At 62.8% G+C, this 16420-nt stretch carries 13 protein-coding genes; 9 read left to right on the top strand and 4 right to left on the bottom strand.

From position 1 onward, the window contains the following. Positions 1-51: 51 nt before the first annotated feature. A complete protein-coding gene (locus ELQ88_RS20635; RefSeq protein ID WP_064677312.1) occupies positions 52-825 on the bottom strand; it encodes a glucose 1-dehydrogenase in 774 nt (257 codons plus the stop codon). A gap of 305 nt (positions 826-1130) precedes the next feature. On the opposite strand from ELQ88_RS20635, the gene ELQ88_RS20630 reads away from it, so the two are divergent. The 5 genes from ELQ88_RS20630 (at position 1131) to ELQ88_RS20610 (ending at position 8105) form a co-directional block, all read left to right on the top strand. Beyond that, complete coding sequence (locus ELQ88_RS20630) at positions 1131-2318, top strand: acyl-CoA dehydrogenase family protein (protein WP_138967405.1); 1188 nt, start codon at positions 1131-1133, stop codon at positions 2316-2318. 79 nt (positions 2319-2397) lie between these two features. Next, positions 2398-3420, top strand: coding sequence for a ferredoxin--NADP reductase (locus ELQ88_RS20625; protein ID WP_138967403.1), 1023 nt, complete (start codon positions 2398-2400; stop codon positions 3418-3420). 20 nt (positions 3421-3440) lie between these two features. Beyond that, entirely contained in the window at positions 3441-5057 is a 1617-nt protein-coding gene (locus ELQ88_RS20620) for a FadD3 family acyl-CoA ligase (protein WP_138967402.1), read from the top strand. Between the two features lie 95 nt (positions 5058-5152). Continuing rightward, complete coding sequence (locus tag ELQ88_RS20615) at positions 5153-6799, top strand: DUF1302 family protein (RefSeq protein ID WP_138967400.1); 1647 nt, start codon at positions 5153-5155, stop codon at positions 6797-6799. A 73-nt stretch (positions 6800-6872) separates the two neighbouring features. Continuing rightward, positions 6873-8105 (top strand): NADH:flavin oxidoreductase, encoded by a 1233-nt coding sequence (locus ELQ88_RS20610; RefSeq protein ID WP_138967398.1) that lies wholly within the window; start codon positions 6873-6875, stop codon positions 8103-8105. 142 nt (positions 8106-8247) lie between these two features. On the opposite strand, the gene ELQ88_RS20605 is transcribed toward ELQ88_RS20610, so the two are convergent. Continuing rightward, positions 8248-9084: an alpha/beta hydrolase gene (locus tag ELQ88_RS20605; protein WP_138967396.1), complete on the bottom strand. Its 837-nt coding sequence runs from the start codon at positions 9082-9084 to the stop codon at positions 8248-8250. Between the two features lie 274 nt (positions 9085-9358). On the opposite strand from ELQ88_RS20605, the gene ELQ88_RS20600 reads away from it, so the two are divergent. The 3 genes from ELQ88_RS20600 to ELQ88_RS20590 are packed head-to-tail and all read left to right on the top strand — an operon-like array spanning position 9359 to position 11516. Next, positions 9359-10093: a 3-oxoacyl-ACP reductase family protein gene (locus ELQ88_RS20600; RefSeq protein WP_138967394.1), complete on the top strand. Its 735-nt coding sequence runs from the start codon at positions 9359-9361 to the stop codon at positions 10091-10093. Between the two features lie 14 nt (positions 10094-10107). After that, positions 10108-10881, top strand: a complete 774-nt coding sequence (locus ELQ88_RS20595) for an SDR family NAD(P)-dependent oxidoreductase (RefSeq protein ID WP_138967392.1) — start codon at positions 10108-10110, stop codon at positions 10879-10881. Then, positions 10881-11516: a nuclear transport factor 2 family protein gene (locus ELQ88_RS20590; protein WP_128872413.1), complete on the top strand. Its 636-nt coding sequence runs from the start codon at positions 10881-10883 to the stop codon at positions 11514-11516. The genes ELQ88_RS20595 and ELQ88_RS20590 overlap by 1 nt, the downstream gene beginning before the upstream one ends. Positions 11517-12957: 1441 nt before the next feature. On the opposite strand, the gene ELQ88_RS20575 is transcribed toward ELQ88_RS20590, so the two are convergent. Next, positions 12958-14151 (bottom strand): acyl-CoA dehydrogenase family protein, encoded by a 1194-nt coding sequence (locus ELQ88_RS20575; protein ID WP_138967390.1) that lies wholly within the window; start codon positions 14149-14151, stop codon positions 12958-12960. Beyond that, positions 14148-15320: an acyl-CoA dehydrogenase family protein gene (locus tag ELQ88_RS20570; RefSeq protein WP_138967389.1), complete on the bottom strand. Its 1173-nt coding sequence runs from the start codon at positions 15318-15320 to the stop codon at positions 14148-14150. The genes ELQ88_RS20575 and ELQ88_RS20570 overlap by 4 nt, the downstream gene beginning before the upstream one ends. 200 nt (positions 15321-15520) lie before the next feature. Here ELQ88_RS20570 and ELQ88_RS20565 point away from each other — a divergent pair, with 200 nt between their 5' ends. After that, on the top strand, positions 15521-16411 hold the full coding sequence (locus ELQ88_RS20565) for a VOC family protein (RefSeq protein WP_138967387.1): 891 nt from the start codon (positions 15521-15523) through the stop codon (positions 16409-16411). Positions 16412-16420 lie beyond the last annotated feature (9 nt).

Genomic DNA, 16420 nt, shown 5'->3' with positions numbered 1-16420 from the left:
AAGAAAAAAAGCCCGCCCCGACATCAACAGGGACGGACCCAAAGGAGTGGTTCAGCCGGGCCAGACCGACGAGTCGGCGCCGCCATCGACATCAATGATCTTGCCGGTCACCCAGGCCGAAGCGGGGCTGGCCAGGTACAGCGCGGCGGCGGCGATGTCTTGCGGGGTGCCCAGGCATTTGAGCGGGGTGTTGGCTTCCATGACTTCGCGCATGGCGGCGGGCATCACGCCATTCAGCGCTTCGGTCAGGGTGGGGCCGGGGGCGACGGCGTTGACCCGGATCTGCGGCGCGAAGTCCTGGGCCAGCAAGCGGGTCAGATGGCTGAGGGCGGCCTTGGCCGTGCCGTAGGCGCTGAAATGGCGCTGGGCATAGCGCGCCGCCACCGAACTGATATTAATGATGTTGCCGCCACCGGCTTCGCGCATCAGCGGCACGCACAGCTGGCAGAAGGCGTAGCTGGTGGCGACGTTGAAGTTCAGCACCTCGGCGAACTGCTCAGGGGTCATGGCCAGCGGATCGTTGGGCCCGCCGCCGCCGACGTTGTTCACCAGATGGGTGATACGGCCCATTTGCTCAACGCTGTGGCGCACCAGTGCTTGGCGTTGCTCGGCATCGTTGACGTCGCAGGCGAACGCCAGGGCGCGTCGGCCTAGACCGCGAACTTCTTCGGCCACGGCCTCTACTTCATCCAGCGAACGTGCCGAGCACACGACATCGGCGCCGGCTTCGGCATACGCCAGGGCAATCGCCCGACCAATGCCGCGGCCGCTACCGGTGACGATGGCGACGCTGCCGTGCATCTGGAAACGCTGCAAAATACTCATGGGCCCTTGCTCCGTGGGGTCGATTGTTGATGGATTTAATATCGCCGCAACGGCCGCCGCCAGCATCGTCTCAACGGACTAGCGCCGCGGGGGCCGCGTTCTTCGCCTGTAGGAGCCAGGCTTGCCGGCGAACCAGACGCTGCGGTGTATCTATCAAACCGCGTTATCGTTCTTCGCCGGCAAGCCTGGCTCCTACGGGAACCGGGCACCCCCCTAGTCCGCTTTGACGATGAATGATTGCTCGCTCGATCCGATGATCCATCACAACTCGCGCAGTGGCGCAGTGAGATCGGGAGAATTGAGTGATGCACAGCATGCGAGAAAAGACCCAGGACGAACGTGATCTGCTGGAACGTGCACGCAGCCTGGTGCCGGCACTCAAGGCGCGCACGGCGCAGGCCGACAAGGATCAGAAGGTACCGGTGGAGACCATCGCCGAGTTGCAATCCGCCGGCTTGCTGCGGGCCTTGCAGCCACGGGCGTTCGGTGGCTATGAAGTGGACCCGCGGACCTTTTTCGAAATCCAGACCATCCTCGCCGAGGGTTGCATGTCCACGGCCTGGATCTATGGCGTGATGGGGGTTCACCCCTGGCAGCTGGCACGTTATCCAATCGAAGCGCAGCGTGAAGTCTGGGCGGATGACCACAGCACGTTGATCTGCTCGACTTATATGCCGGCGGCCAAGGTCACGGTAGTGGAAGGCGGCTACCGGATCAGCGGGCGCTGGGGTTTCTCCAGCGGCAGCGAGCACTGCCAATGGGTGCTGTTGGGCGGCATCCTGCCACCCGATGGCGAACTGGCCGCCGAGCACGGCACCTTCCTGCTGCCACAACGCGACTATCTGATCGAGCACAATTGGGACGTGCTGGGCCTGCGGGGCACCGGCAGTCATAACATCGTGGTCGAGGATGTGTTCGTCCCGGCCCATCGCGTGCAACGCACCAATAACTGGACCCTTGAAGCGACGCCCGGGCGCCTGGTCAACACCAACCCGATCTACGCGATCCCCTTCGCCCAGGTGTTCTCGCGCGCTGTCTCGACCTCGGCCATCGGTGCCCTGCAAGGCGCGATCAACGAGTTCCGCGACAACGCCGCCAAACACATCGGCAAGCACGGCGCCCGTACCGCTGACGATCCGGTGGCGCAAACCGCTGTTGCCGAGGCGATGATCACCGTCGACAGCCTGCGCCTGGTGCTGGAGCGCAACTACGAGCACCTGATGAGCCTGGCCCGTGCCGGCGAATACCCGGACACCGAGACCCGCCTGTTGTATCGCTACCAGTCGGCCTATGTGACCAACATCTGCGCCGAGCGGGCCAACGATCTGCTGCGCAGCATGGCCGCCTCGGGTTTGTACAACACCAACCCGGTGGCGCGGCTGTTCCGCGACCTGCATCAGGCGCGTGGGCACATCGCCAACAACTACATGGCCTACGGACGCAGCTACGGCGCGGTGATGCTGGGCCTGCCCAACCCGGACCCGTACGTCTGAGGCCATGGTGCCCGTTTCGATACCCCTGGGTTTACACCTGCCCGTGATACACGGGCAGGTGGTCATGAGTACCTGAGCTATGAACAATTATCTTGCCCTGCGCGTGGCGCGAGTGATCGAGGAAACCGCTGATGCGCGTTCCCTGGTGTTCGACGTGCCGGAGCATTTGAGCGAACACTTTCGTTATCAACCCGGCCAGTTCCTGACCTTGCGGGTGCCCTTCGAGGACGGCTGGTTGCCGCGCTGTTATTCGTTGTCGAGCACGCCGTTGCTCGGCGAACCCCTGCGAGTGACGGTCAAGCGCGTGCGTGACGGCCGGGCCTCGAACTGGCTCTGCGGCGAGTTGCAGGCCGGTCAAACCCTGGAGGTGCTGCCGCCCGCCGGGGTGTTTGTGCCGCGCAGTCTGGACGATGACCTGCTGCTGTTCGGCGGGGGCAGCGGCGTAACGCCGGTGCTTTCAATCCTGCGCTCGGCGCTGTTGGCCGGCCACGGCAGGATTCTGTTGATCTACGCCAACCGCGATGAAGCCTCGGTGATTTTTCGCGACGAACTCAAGGCCCTGGCCAGCGCGCACCCGCAACGTCTGCAGATTGTCCACTGGCTCGATTCGGTGCAGGGCATTCCGACCGTCGAGCAATTGGCGGAGCTGGCGCGTCCGTTCACAGACGCCCAGGCCTTTATCTGTGGCCCGGGACCGTTCATGGATGCAGCGGTCAGTGCGCTGAAAAGCCTGGGCCTGCCTGGCGGGCGGGTCCATGTCGAACGCTTTGTCTCGTTGCCCGGCGAAGGCGAACTGCCCCTGGCGGTCAGCAGTGAAGCGGCGATGGCGGCGCAGCTGTCGGTGCGCCTGGATGGCGAGGATCACAGCCTGGCTTGCGACAGCGGCGAAACCGTGCTGGCCGCGATGGAGCGTGCCGGCCTCAAGCCCCCCAGCGCCTGCCGGGTGGGAGGCTGCGCCTCGTGCATGTGCACGCTGGACAGTGGCGAGATCGAGCTGCTGCACAACGATGCGCTGGACAGCGATGAGCTGGCCGAAGGCTGGATCCTGGCCTGCCAGGCCGTGCCGACGAGCGCCCACTTGCGTATCCGATTTCCCGAATGATGCAGATCACCGAGCCTACGATGAACCAGAGCCTGAAGTTATCCCTGCCGCTGAGCGAAGTGCCCACCAACATTGCCCGGTTGGTGTTCCAGAGTGCCGAACGTTTTGCCGGTCGCACGGCCATCGAAGACAACGGGCAGTGCACCGATTACGCCGAGCTGCCGGAACGGGTCATGGGCTTTGCCCGGGGCTTGATGGCGCTGGGCATTCAGGCCGGCGACCGGGTCGGTGTGTGGGCGCCAAACAGCGGTGACTGGATCCTCGCGGCATTGGGCATTCAATGCGCCGGCGCGGTGCTGGTGCCGATCAACACGCGCATGAAGGGCCTGGAGGCCGCCGATGTGCTGGAACGCAGCGGCTGCCGGCTGTTGTTTGTCCAGCAGCGTTTTCTCGACGTCGACTACCCGGCGCTGCTCGCGCCCCATCGACCGGTCGGCCTCGAACACCTGGTGATCATCGAGGGCGATACTCCCGAGCGGTCTTCGGACCTGACCCTTGAACAGTTCCTGGGCGGTGCCGCGAGCGTCGACGCCGAGGGTGCCAAACGCCGTGCATTGGCGGTCGACCCCGAGGCCATGTGCGACCTGTTGTTCACCTCCGGCACCACCGGCAAACCCAAGGGCGTGATGAGCGGCCATGGGCAGAACCTGCGGGCCTTCAGCGAATACGTCAAGGTCATCGGCCTGGTGCCGGGCGACCGCTACCTGATCGTCAATCCGTTCTTCCACGCCTTTGGCTACAAAGCCGGTTGGCTGACGTGCCTGATCGGCGGGGCGACCATCCTGCCCCACGCGGTGTTCGACGCAGAACAAGTCTTCCAGCGCATTGCCCGGGAGCGTATCAGCGTCTTGCCCGGCGCGCCGACCCTGTACCTGTCGCTGCTGGCTCACCCGCGACTCAAGCAGACCGACCTGTCGAGCCTGCGCATTGCGGTCACCGGTTCGGCCAGCATTCCACCGAGCCTGATCGAGCGCATGCGCAACGAGTTGGGATTTGCCGTGGTCACTACCGCCTACGGCCTGACCGAGTGCGGCGGGCTGGCGACGATCTGCGATCCCCGGGACTCGGCGCAGGTGATCGCCGGCACCAGCGGACGGCCGATTGCCGGGACCGAAGTGAGCATTCGCGACCCGGACAACCAGGCACTGGACGCCGGGCTTACCGGTGAGATCTGCCTGCGTGGCTTCCACATCATGCAGGGCTATTTCCAGAACCCCGAAGCGACCCGCGAAGCGATCGACGCCGAAGGCTGGCTGCACACCGGCGATGTCGGGCGCCTGGACGAGGCGGGCAACCTGATCATCACCGACCGCCTGAAGGACATGTTCATCGTTGGCGGTTTCAACTGCTACCCGGCGGAAATCGAAGCGGCGCTGATCAGGCATCCGGCAATTGCCCAGGTGGCGGTGATCGGCATCGCCGATGAACGCATGGGCGAGGTCGGATGTGCCTGCGTGGTGCTGCGCGAAGGTGAAGCACTTGACCAGGCGCAACTGATCGCCTGGAGCCGTGAGCAGATGGCCAATTACAAGGTGCCGCGCCAGGTGCGCTTCTTCAGCGCCTTGCCACTCAATCCGTCGAGCAAGGTGGCGAAAAACGAATTGCGGGCACTGGTGGCCAGCACCGCTCAGGCATAAGGCGCACCCGTCTCATCAAACGGACGATGTGCGCGACACGGGCTTTTTTCATGCTGTGGCGACACCAGAAAAAACAACAACAAAAGGAGAGGAGCATGTTTACGCGAAACACTGTCGCGCACCATTCGGGGAACCTGATCGGGAGCCGCTGCCTGTTGGCAACGGCGATCACCATCGCCAGTGCCACAGCCGGCGCCGCACCCACTATCGAACTGGGGGAAAACACCACCCTGGATTCGTCGCTGACGGTCAACTACACCGCTTCCATGCGTACCGCCAAGCAGGCCAATCAATACCTCAACGACCCGAACAACGACGACGGCACGCGCAACTTCAAGCGTGGCTCGTTGATCAACAACCGCCTCAGCCTGTTCGGCGAATTGCAGCTCAAGCACGACAACCTCGGTGCGGTGTTGCGCGGCAGTCAGTTCTACGATGATGTCTACAACCAGAAAAACGCCAATGACTCGCCGCTGACGGTGAACAAGACCGGCCACAACGATGGCTTCAGCGACGAAACCCGCAGGCTCAGTGGCAGCATGGCGCGGCTGCTCGATGCGTATGTATATGGCAATTTCGATGTCGGCGAGACTCAGTACCTGTCGCTCAAGGCCGGGCGGCACCTGGTGGCCTGGGGCGAGAGCCTGTTCTGGCCCAACATCAGCCAGGGCCAGGCCCCGGTGGACGCCACCAAGTTCAACGTGCCGGGTACCGAGGCCAAGGACTCGTACCTGCCGGTAGGGCAGGTGTCCGGTTCGTGGTCGCTGAATGAAAACCTGGCGCTGGTGGGCTACTACCAGTACGAGTGGGAAAAGACCCAGCTCAACCCGGTGGGCGACTACTTCGGCAGCGATACCTTTGGTCCCGGCGCCGAGTTCTATCGCCTGGGCAGCGGTGCGGTCGACCGCCTGCCCAATGGTCTGGCGGTCGGTTATGCCGGTGAAAAAGACGCCAGCGACAGCGGCCAATGGGGCCTGGGCGTGCGCTACCGGATCACCGAAAACACCGAAGTGGGGCTGTTCCATTACCGCTATAACGAGCGCATCGGCTCGATGTTCTTCGACTTCACCGGCACCACCCAATACTCCTCGCTCAAGGGCATCGGCCATGACGGCACCGCGCCGTCCTATCGCCTGGGTTACTTCGAAGACGTCAAGCTGACGGGCATCAGTTTCACCTCCAAGGTTGGCGACTCGGTGCAGTACGCCGGTGACCTGAGCTACCGCGATGGCGCGTCGGTCTACCTGAACAACGGCGCGCCCACCACCGGGCAGATCTGGCAAGGCAACCTCAACGCCATGTACATCCTGGGCCCAAGCCTGCTCGCCCATCAGACCACCTTCATGGGCGAAGTGGTGCATCAACGCATCGACGGGGTGGACAGCCTGACGATCACTGGCGGCGGGGTCGGCGTGGACGGCACCTTCGACACGTTCGAGTCGAAGACCCAGACCCGCGGTTCGACCCTGCTGGGCATTGGCGCCTACATGGATTACCCGTCCATTGCCACGGGCCTGGACCTGAGCACCAAAGTGGTCTGGACGCAGAACGTCGATGGCAGCGCCTATCAAGGCCTGGGCCGTGACGAGAAGCGCCTGACCGTGGGTGGCGATTTCAAGTACCTGGGCAACTTCCAGATCGGCATGACTTATGTCGCCTACCTGAGCTCGCCGGATGCCGCCCAGGGCCGACTGCTGGCTGACCGCGATTACCTGTCGCTCAACGCCAAGTACACCTTCTGATGATCATGGCTGCGTCGCGAGATGGCGACGCAGCCTTCATTTGTAGCCTGATAACAACAAAGAGAGGCCTGTCATGAACCCTCGTCCAACCCCATCACCGTTCAGCCCTATAACGATTGGCCCACTGACCCTGAAAAACCGGTTTATCAAGTCCGCCACCAACGAGGGCATGAGTGCCCAGGGCGTGCCTTCCAAACAATTGGTCAAGCTGCACTCGGCCCTGGTCGCCGGGGGCACTGCCATGACCACCGTGGCTTATTGCGCGGTAAGCGATGATGGCCGTACCTTGCCCAACCAGTTGACACTCACCCAATCCAGCTTGCCGCACTTCAAGGCCCTGACCGACGGTGTGCACCAGTCCGGTGGCCTGGCCAGCGCGCAGATCACCCACGGCGGCTGCTTTACCTTCATCCGCGAACGCTCGACCAAACGTCCGCTGTCAGCCAGCGGCGGTTTCAACAAGATCGGCCTGATGAGTGGCATGTTTCTTAAACAGGCGATGAACGAAGACGACATGCAACTGGTGGTGCGCGACTTCGCGCAAGGTGCTCGCCTGGCACGCCAGGCAGGTTTCGATGCCGTGGAAATCCACATGGGTCACGGCTACCTGCTCAGCCAGTTCATTTCGCCGATGTACAACAAGCGCCGCGACCAGTACGGCGGCAGCCTGGAAAACCGCCTGCGTTTTCCGCGCCGGGTGCTGCGTGCGGTCCTGGATGCCGTCGGCAATGACATGGCGGTGATCTGCAAATACAGCGTCACTGAAGGCGTGCGCGCCGGTAACAGTGCCGAAGACGGGGCGCAGATCGCCCGCATGCTGGAAGAGGAGGGTGCGCACCTGCTGGTACTCAGCGCCGGGATGAACGCCGAGTCGATCACCACCATGTTCGGCTCTTCCTTCCCCAAGGAAAACCGGGTGCAGCAGAAGAACAAGGTGATTGCCCTGGCGATGGCCATTCAGCGCCGTAAAGAGCCCACCGTGGAATTTCGCGAGCTGTATTTGCTGGAACATGCGCGCAAGGTGCGTGCCGCGGTGAAAATGCCCCTGGCTTATCTGGGCGGCGCCAAGAGCCTGGCGAGCATCGAAAAGATCATGGCCGAGGGTTTTGACCTGGTCGCCATGGGCCGGGTGTTGCTGGCCGAGAATGACTACGTCAACAAGCTCGAAAGCGGTGCCAGCCGCGACTCGATCTGCACCGCCTGCAACCGCTGCGTGGCGATGATGTACACCCCCGGCGGCACCTCCTGCGTACTGGGCCAGCCCGGCGACGCCGTGTTGAACAGCCAGAAGGCGGCAGATCGCTAACCACCCTGACCACCCCCCCTGTAAGAGCGAGCTTGCTCGCGAAGGTCGTTAACGATAACGCGTGTTTGCTGGATGAACGCGTTGTCTTTGAGTCCTTCGCGAGCAAGCTCGCTCCTACAAGGGGAGCAACGGTATTGGGGGATCAACCGTTCTGCAGGAAGTCGATGCAGCTGCGGTTGAACAGCTCGCGGTGTTCTACCTGGACCCAATGTCCGCAACGGTTGAGCACGATGAACCGGGCGTTGGGCGCGCCGTCGATGATGCGTTGGGCGCCGCTGATCGGGTTGAACAGATCGTTGGTGCCCCAGAAACCGAGGATCGGGCACTGGATCTCGCCCAGGCGTGTTTCCATGTTCGGCACCATCATCGTGCTGAACAGGTTCTTCGGCTGGGTCACCGCCACCGCCACGCGTTCCTGCAGCAGGCTTTCGGGCAGGATCGAATCATCGAACAACTGCAGGCGCATCATGCTGCGCATCTCGTCCATGCCGATGGGGCCGGCGTTGAACAGGCTGACCATGCGCACGATGCCGTCCATCTTGAAGTAGGTTTCCCGCTCCTCGACGCCGCCCGGTGCCAACAGGATCAGGCCCTGGGGCAATTGCGGCAGACGCAGGGCCAGGCCCAGGGCAATCGCGCCACCCAGCGAGTTACCGAGCAGGGTGCAGCGCTGTACGCCGATGGCTTGCAGAAACGCCGCTACGCAGTCGACGAAGAAATCCAGGTTGTACTGGGCGTCCTCGGGTTTGTCCGAACGGCCGAAACCCGGCAGATCGAGCACGATGTTGCGGTAGCCGGCGGCGGCGAATTGCGGGTAGTTGCCCTTGAAGTTGCTGAAACCACTGGCGCCCGGTCCGCTGCCGTGCAGCCACAGCACCACGGGGCCCGCGCCTTCATCCAGATAGTGCAGGCGCAAACCGTTGTTGGGCAGCGTTGCGTAATGGCCGACGGGCAGGGGCAGGTCTACGGGTTGGTTCATGGGGTTCTCCATTTTCTGCGGATTCATAAAGCACAGCCGCGTCAGGCGCGACAGCGAATTGAATGCAGCGAGTTGAAGGGAAACGCTGCACCTGACGGGGTGTGCACCCATGAATGCTGGGGCCGCGAAGGATTGCCGGCATCGTCCATTCAGACCACGCGGCGATAGTCCCATCGGACGATGTGGGCCAAGGCACTTGCCGCTAATCATGCAGGTGACGGCTCCACTGCAAGGGCAGCGGGCTGCAGCGTATTTGCACATTCGGAGATTGCTGATGAAGTTACTCAATAAAGTCGCCTTTGTAACCGGCGCAGGGCAAGGCATGGGCCAGGCCATCGTCCGTGGTTTTATCGCCGAAGGCGCCAAGGTGGTGGCTGTCGACCTGAATCAGGCTGCCCTGGCCGAGAGCCTGGCGGACTTGGGCGACAAGGTACTGGCCCTGGCCTGCAACGTCGGTGACGGCGCCTCCGTGGCCGATGCCATGGGCCAGGCCGAGCAGCACTTCGGCGGCCTCGACATCCTGGTCAACAACGCAGGCGTGGGCGCGCTGGACAGCTTCCTCGAAACCCCGGACGAGAGTTGGGCGCGGGTGATCGGTGTGAACCTGGGCGGCACCTTCCTGTGCTGCCGCGAAGGCGCCAAGCTGATGGTCAAGGGCGGGCGCAAAGGGGCGATCATCAACCTCTCCAGCACTGCCGCGCTGACCGGCGACGGTCCTAGCCATTACTGCGCATCGAAAGCCGGGGTGATGGGCCTGACCCGCTCGATCGCCCGTGAACTGGCGGCCAGCGGCATACGCGTGAACACCCTGGTGCCGGGACCGACCAACACGCCGATGATGGCTGGCATCCCTGACGACTACATGCAAGCGCTGCTGAAAAACGTACCGTTGGGGCGCATGTGCGAGACCGACGAGATCGCGCGTGTCGCGGTGTTCCTTGCCAGCGAAGACGCCAGCTTCATGACTGGCCAGAACATCGCGGTTAATGGCGGCATGGCCTTTATCTGATTGGAGAGTCACTGATGAGCAAGCGTTTACAGGGAAAAATCGCCTTTGTGACCGGCGCCGGTTCGGGCATCGGTGAAGCCACCGCGCTGCGGTTCGCCGAGGAGGGCGCCACCGTCGTGCTCTGCGGGCGACGCGTGGAGCCGTTGCAAGGGGTGCAGGAAAAAATCATTGGATTGGGCGGGCGCGCTGAAATTGCCGTGGCCGACGTCAGCGATGAGCAGGCCTACGTCAGTGCATTGGAAGCCACCGCGCAACGACACGGTCGCCTGGACATTCTGGTCAACAATGCGATGGCCTACACCTGGGGCAGCATCGACACGATGTCCACCGCCGACTGGCACGCCAACTTCGCCACTACCGTCGATGGCACCTTCTTTGGCACTCGTACCGCGATGCGTCTGATGAAAGAGCAAGGCGGCGGTTCGATCGTCAACATTGCCTCGATCTGCGGCCTGTTCGGCACGGCGTGGATGGCCGGTTACTCGGCGGCCAAGGCCGCGGTGATCAACTTCAGTCGGGCGGCGGCCAGCGAAGGCGCGCCCAACAACATTCGGTGCAACGTGATCATCCCTGGCGTGGTCGATACCCCGGCTACCGCCGGCATGCTCGGCGACGCCAAGGCCCGCACCAACACCGAGAAAGTCATCCCGATGAAACGGGTCGGCCTGCCGGTGGAGCTGGCCAACGCCATTCTGTTCCTGGCCAGCGACGAGGCGTCCTATGTCACCGGCGCCAGCCTGGCGGTGGACGGCGGTCGCGGCTCGGACCTGTACGTGGTGTTCGACTGATGAACCAGGACACGAACGCATTGCTCGAGCGCATCGATCGACTGGAGTCGCTGGACGCGATCCGCCAACTGGCCGGCAAGTACGCGTTGGCCCTGGACATGCGCGACATGGATGCCATGGCCAACTGTTTCGCCCCGGACGTGCGTGTGGGGCGCGACAAGACGGGCCGTGCACACCTCAAGGCATGGCTGGACGAAACCATGCGCAAGCAGTTTCACGGCACTTCCCATCACTTGGGGCAGCACATCATCGAGTTCAGCGATCCGGATCACGCCACGGGCGTGGTCTATTCCAAGAACGAGCATGAGACCGGTCCGGAGTGGGTGATCATGCAGATGCTGTATTGGGACGACTACGAGCGGATCGACGGACGTTGGTGCTTCCGTCGTCGCTTGCCGTGCTATTGGTACGCGACCGACCTTAACAAACCACCGATTGGCGGCCTGAAAATGCGCTGGCCGGGGCGCGAGCCCTATGCCGGCACGTTCCACGAGCTGTTCCCTTCCTGGGACGCATTCTGGGCGCAACGGCCGGACAAGGACGCGTTACCGGAAATTGCCGAACCGGCACCGCTGGAGGGCTTTCTTGCAACCTTGCGGCGCGGGGCGGGTGATCCCAAGATTCGCGTTCGCTGAAGGGCGGTTCTTTTATCAGACCGCCTTCGCTGGCAAGCCAGCTCCTACATTGGATCTTTGCCGTGCATGGGGCATGTGTACACCCCGATCACCTGTAGGAGCCGGCTTGCCGGCGAAGGCGACGAGTCAGTCGACATTATTGCTGGATGTCAGACCGCTTTCGCTGGCAAGCCAGCTCCTACATTGGATCTATGCCGATCACAGGATTTGTGTACACCCCGATCACCTGTAGGAGCCGGCTTGCCGGCGAAGGCGGCGTGTCAGTCGACATTATTGCCGGATGTCAGACCGCTTTCGCTGGCAAGCCAGCTCCTACATTGGATCTATGCCGATCACAGGATTTGTGTACACCCCGATCACCTGTAGGAGCCGGCTTGCCGGCGAAGGCGGCGTGTCAGTCGACATTATTGCCGGGTGTCAGACCGCTTTCGCTGGCAAGCCAGCTCCTACATTGGATCTATGCCGATCACAGGGCTTGTGTACACCCCGATCACCTGTAGGAGCCGGCTTGCCGGCGAAGGCGGCGTGTCAGTCGACATTATTGCCGGGTGTCAGACCGCTTTCGCTGGCAAGCCAGCTCCTACATTGGATCTATGCCGATCACAGGATTTGTGTACACCCCGATCACCTGTAGGAGCCGGCTTGCCGGCGAAGGCGGCGTGTCAGTCGACATTATTGCCGGGTGTCAGACCGCTTTCGCTGGCAAGCCAGCTCCTACATTGGATCTATGCCGATCACAGGATTTGTGTACACCCCGATCACTTGTAGGAGCCGGCTTGCCGGCGAAGGCGGCGTGTCAGTCGACATTATTGCTGGGTGTCAGACCGCTTTCGCTGGCAAGCCAGCTCCTACATTGGATCTATGCCGATCACAGGATTTGTGTACACCCCGATCACCTGTAGGAGCCGGCTTGCCGGCGAAGGCGGCGTGTCAGTCGACATTATTGCTGGGTGTCAGACCGCTTTCGCTGGCAAGCCAGCTCCTACATTGGATCTATGCCGATCACAGGATTTGTGTACACCCCGATCACTTGTAGGAGCCGGCTTGCCGGCGAAGGCGGCGTGTCAGTCGACATTATTGCCGGGTGTCAGACCGCTTTCGCTGGCAAGCCAGCTCCTACATTGGATCTTTGCCGTGCATGGGGCTTGTGTACACCCCGATCACCTGTAGGAGCCGGCTTGCCGGCGAAGGCGGCGTGTCAGTCGACATTATTGCCGGATGTCAGACCACTTTCGCTGGCAAGCCAGCTCCTACATTGGATCTTTGCCGTGCATGGGGCTTGTGTACACCCCGATCACCTGTAGGAGCCGGCTTGCCGGCGAAGGCGGCGTGTCAGTCGACATTATTGCCGGATGTCAGACCGCTTTCGCTGGCAAGCCAGCTCCTACAGTTGGCCAGTGTTGCGGCCAGTATCGGGTTCACTGAAGTCGCGGTTGCCGCTTCATTCCCGCACCCGCGCTTCACGTGGCATTCCCAAGGCACGCTCGGCAATGATATTGCGCTGGATCTCGTTACTGCCGCCATAAATCGTATCGGCGCGGGTAAACAGAAACAGCGATTGAAGACGACTCAGCTGATAAGACTGGCCATCGAGGATTTCGGCATCGTCGCCCAACACATCCATTGCCAGCTTCCCGAGGTCTGAGTGCCAGGTTGACCAGGCCAGTTTGTAGATCATGGCTTCGCGGCGCAGGCTGCCATCTTGTGGACCCGAGAGCATGCGCAAGGAGTTGTAGCGCAACACCTTGAGCCCGGCCCATGCCTGGGCGATGCGCTGGCGCAGCAGTGGGTCGCGTGAAGCGCCATTGGCGCGGGCAATGCGAATGATCTCGTCGAGCTCATTGTTAAACTGCATTTGCTGGCCCAGCGTCGAGGCACCGCGCTCGAAGCCGAGCAGGGCCATGGCGATTTTCCAGCCGTCGCCCGGTTGGCCGATCAGGTTATCGGCGTGGGTCACCGCCTGATCGAAAAACACTTCGTTGAACTCGCTGGTGCCGGTCAGTTGCTGGATCGGATGCACACGGATCTGCGTCTGGGCCATCGGTACCAGCAGGAACGACAAACCGTGATGCCCTTGACTGCCGGGTTCGGTGCGCGCCAAGACAAAACACCAGTCGGCTTCGTGGGCCAGCGAGGTCCAGACCTTCTGGCCGCTGATCAGCCAGTGTTCGCCCGTGGCGTCGAGCCTGGCCCGGGTTTGTACGTTCGCCAGGTCGGAACCGGCACCGGGTTCAGAGTAACCCTGGCACCAGAACTCGCTGCCACCGAGGATGCCCGGCAACAGGCGCTGTTGCTGGGCTGCCGTGCCAAAGGTGGCGAGGGTCGGGCCGACCAGCCCTTCGCCGATGTGGCCCATGCGTCCGGGCCCGCCGGCGCGTGCATATTCCTCATGGAAGATCACCTGCTGGCAGAGGCTCAGGCCGCGTCCGCCATGCTCCTTCGACCATCCGAGGCCAATCCAGGCACCCGCGGCGAGTTCACGTTCCCAGGCTTTGCGTTCTTCGGGAAAGCTGTGCTCGTCACCGGGACCGCCGCGAAAGCGCAACGGCGCAAACTCGCCACTCAGGTGTTCTGCCAACCATTGGGCGACCTCGCGACGGAAAGCCTCGTCGGCATTGCTGAAACCGATTTTCATGCGTCTTCTCCGAACAGGTGTGCCGCCAGGCGTTCGCGATGCAGTGCGGGGCTGCCCAGCAATTGCTCGCTGGCGCGAGCGCGCTTGAAGTACAGGTGCGGGTCGTATTCCCAGGTAAAGCCCACGCCGCCATGCATCTGGATCGACTCGGCGGCGCAGTTGAAAAACGCTTCGCTGGCATGGATTTTCGCCGTGGCGGTGGCCATCACCAATTCGCTGGCCACAGCTTTGTCACCGGCGGGGTCGAGGTGCTCCTGGGCCACGCAGGCGGCGTAATAGATCGCAGAGCGGGCGCACTCGACCTGCACCATCATGTCGGCGCAGCGGTGCTTGATCGCCTGGAAGCTGGCGATGGTGCGGCTGAACTGCCGGCGTTCGGCGATGTACGCCAGGGTCAGGTCGAGGACTTGCTGTGCGCCTCCCACCTGTTCGGCAGCCAGGCCCACGGCGGCGATCTGCAGGCTCTCGCGCAGTACCGGCCAGCCCTGGTCGGGGGCGCAGAGCAATTGTGCGTCGCTGACGAATACATTCTGCAGTTCGACCCGTGCCAGGCGCCGGGTCTGATCCAGGGTGGGCAGGGCAGTGCGCTCCACGCCCGGTGTAGCGGCGTCGACGGCGAACAGGCTGATCCCCGATTCCCCCTCGCTGCCAGGTGTACGCGCGGCGACGATCAACAGGTCCGCTTGCGCCCCGTCGATGACCTGGGCGTAACAACCGCTGAGGTTAAACCCCCCCGTACACGCCCGGGCGACGGTTTGCACGCTGTGCGCATCCCATCCGGGGCCACTGGCGAACGCCAGGGTCGCGCGGGTTTCGCCACCGGCAATCGCGCTGAGCCAGCGCTCTTGCAGCGCCGGGTTGTGTCCCGACAGCAGGGCCGGGGTGGCCAGGCAGGTGGTGGCGAAAAGCGGCGAGCCCAGCAGAAAACGACCACTCTGTTCCAGCAGGATCGCCAGCTCGACAAACCCCAGGCCCATACCCCCGAAACGCTCGGGGACCATCAGGGCCGGCCAGCACAGCTCCAGGCCGATGCGTTGCCAGACGTCGGGATCGTAGCCGTCCGCGCGAACCATGGTTGCGCGCACGGCTTGGGAGTCGCTGGCCGTGGCGAGAAAGCGCTCGGCGCTGTCGCGAATCATCAAGTGTTCCTGGGTAAAGGCGAACTCCATGGGGGTTGTCTCTGCTAGGCGGATAGATGAGCGAGTCTAGGGCGCCGTCGGTTTGCCCCGAATCATCGAAACGGACTAGAACCCTACGGCCGCCGCCCCTGAAACCGTTGTCCTGCTTAGTCTCAATGGACGATGAAGCAGGCCCCGACGCTTTGCACAATGCTCGCCATGCACCGAATCAGCCAACGAGGAACCCAGGCATGATCGACATTCGCGGTTTGAGCTATTTCGTCTCCCAGATCGAAAACCTCAGTCACTGGCAACGGTATGCCGAGGACGTGCTGGGCATGCAGGTACGTCCGGCGCCGGGCGGTGGCCTGTACGTAAAAATGGACGAACGTCCGTTCCGCATGCTGATCGTCGAAGGCAGCGAGGCGCGGTACCTGGCTTCCGGCTGGGAGCTGGCCGGCGAATCGGCGTTCCAGGCCGCACTTGAGCATCTGACCGCCGCCGGTATCGAATGGCAGCCAGGCTCTGGCGCCGAGATCGAGCAGCGCGGCGTTCAGGCGCTGGTCAAACTCACCGACCCGTCGGGCAACAACCATGAATTGAGCTGGGGCCATCGCTCCGATTGCCTGCCATTTGTTTCGCCTCAGGGCGTGCCGCGTTTTATCACCGGTGACATGGGCCTGGGGCACACCGTGCTGCCGGCACCGAACTTCGATGCCACGCTGGCGTTCGCCAAGGACGTGCTGGGTTTCGAACTCTCGGACATTTACAACTTCCGGCCCGACCCGTCGGCCCCGGCGATCCGTATTCACTTCCTGCATTGCCACAACACCCGCCATCACAGCCTGGCACTGGCCGAATACCCGTCGCCGTCAGGTTGCGTGCACGTGATGGTCGAGGTGGATTCGATGACCGAGGTGGGGCGCGCCCATGACCGTTTGCTGGCCCATGACGTGAGCCTGTCGGCAACCCTCGGCCAGCACCTCAACGACCGCATGACCAGCTTCTACATGAAGACGCCATCCGGTTTCGATCTGGAATACGGCTTTGGCGGATTGCAAGTCGACTGGGCCGAACATTCGGCATTCGAGTTCACCCGCGTGAGCATTTGGGGGCACGACTTTTCGGTCGGCCAACAGTAAGGAATTGTG

This window comes from Pseudomonas sp. MPC6, from assembly GCF_006094435.1.
Lineage (GTDB): Bacteria > Pseudomonadota > Gammaproteobacteria > Pseudomonadales > Pseudomonadaceae > Aquipseudomonas.
This window is presented reverse-complemented; position numbering and strand designations above follow the sequence as displayed.

Bases quoted from the DNA above. Each gene is read 5' to 3' on its own strand.
- ELQ88_RS20635 (WP_064677312.1), bottom strand. From the start codon at position 825: ATGAGTATTTTGCAGCGTTTCCAGATGCACGGCAGCGTCGCCATCGTC.
- ELQ88_RS20630 (WP_138967405.1), top strand. From the start codon at position 1,131: ATGCACAGCATGCGAGAAAAGACCCAGGACGAACGTGATCTGCTGGAA.
- ELQ88_RS20625 (WP_138967403.1), top strand. From the start codon at position 2,398: ATGAACAATTATCTTGCCCTGCGCGTGGCGCGAGTGATCGAGGAAACC.
- ELQ88_RS20620 (WP_138967402.1), top strand. From the start codon at position 3,441: ATGAACCAGAGCCTGAAGTTATCCCTGCCGCTGAGCGAAGTGCCCACC.
- ELQ88_RS20615 (WP_138967400.1), top strand. From the start codon at position 5,153: ATGTTTACGCGAAACACTGTCGCGCACCATTCGGGGAACCTGATCGGG.
- ELQ88_RS20610 (WP_138967398.1), top strand. From the start codon at position 6,873: ATGAACCCTCGTCCAACCCCATCACCGTTCAGCCCTATAACGATTGGC.
- ELQ88_RS20605 (WP_138967396.1), bottom strand. From the start codon at position 9,084: ATGAACCAACCCGTAGACCTGCCCCTGCCCGTCGGCCATTACGCAACG.
- ELQ88_RS20600 (WP_138967394.1), top strand. From the start codon at position 9,359: ATGAAGTTACTCAATAAAGTCGCCTTTGTAACCGGCGCAGGGCAAGGC.
- ELQ88_RS20595 (WP_138967392.1), top strand. From the start codon at position 10,108: ATGAGCAAGCGTTTACAGGGAAAAATCGCCTTTGTGACCGGCGCCGGT.
- ELQ88_RS20590 (WP_128872413.1), top strand. From the start codon at position 10,881: ATGAACCAGGACACGAACGCATTGCTCGAGCGCATCGATCGACTGGAG.
- ELQ88_RS20575 (WP_138967390.1), bottom strand. From the start codon at position 14,151: ATGAAAATCGGTTTCAGCAATGCCGACGAGGCTTTCCGTCGCGAGGTC.
- ELQ88_RS20570 (WP_138967389.1), bottom strand. From the start codon at position 15,320: ATGGAGTTCGCCTTTACCCAGGAACACTTGATGATTCGCGACAGCGCC.
- ELQ88_RS20565 (WP_138967387.1), top strand. From the start codon at position 15,521: ATGATCGACATTCGCGGTTTGAGCTATTTCGTCTCCCAGATCGAAAAC.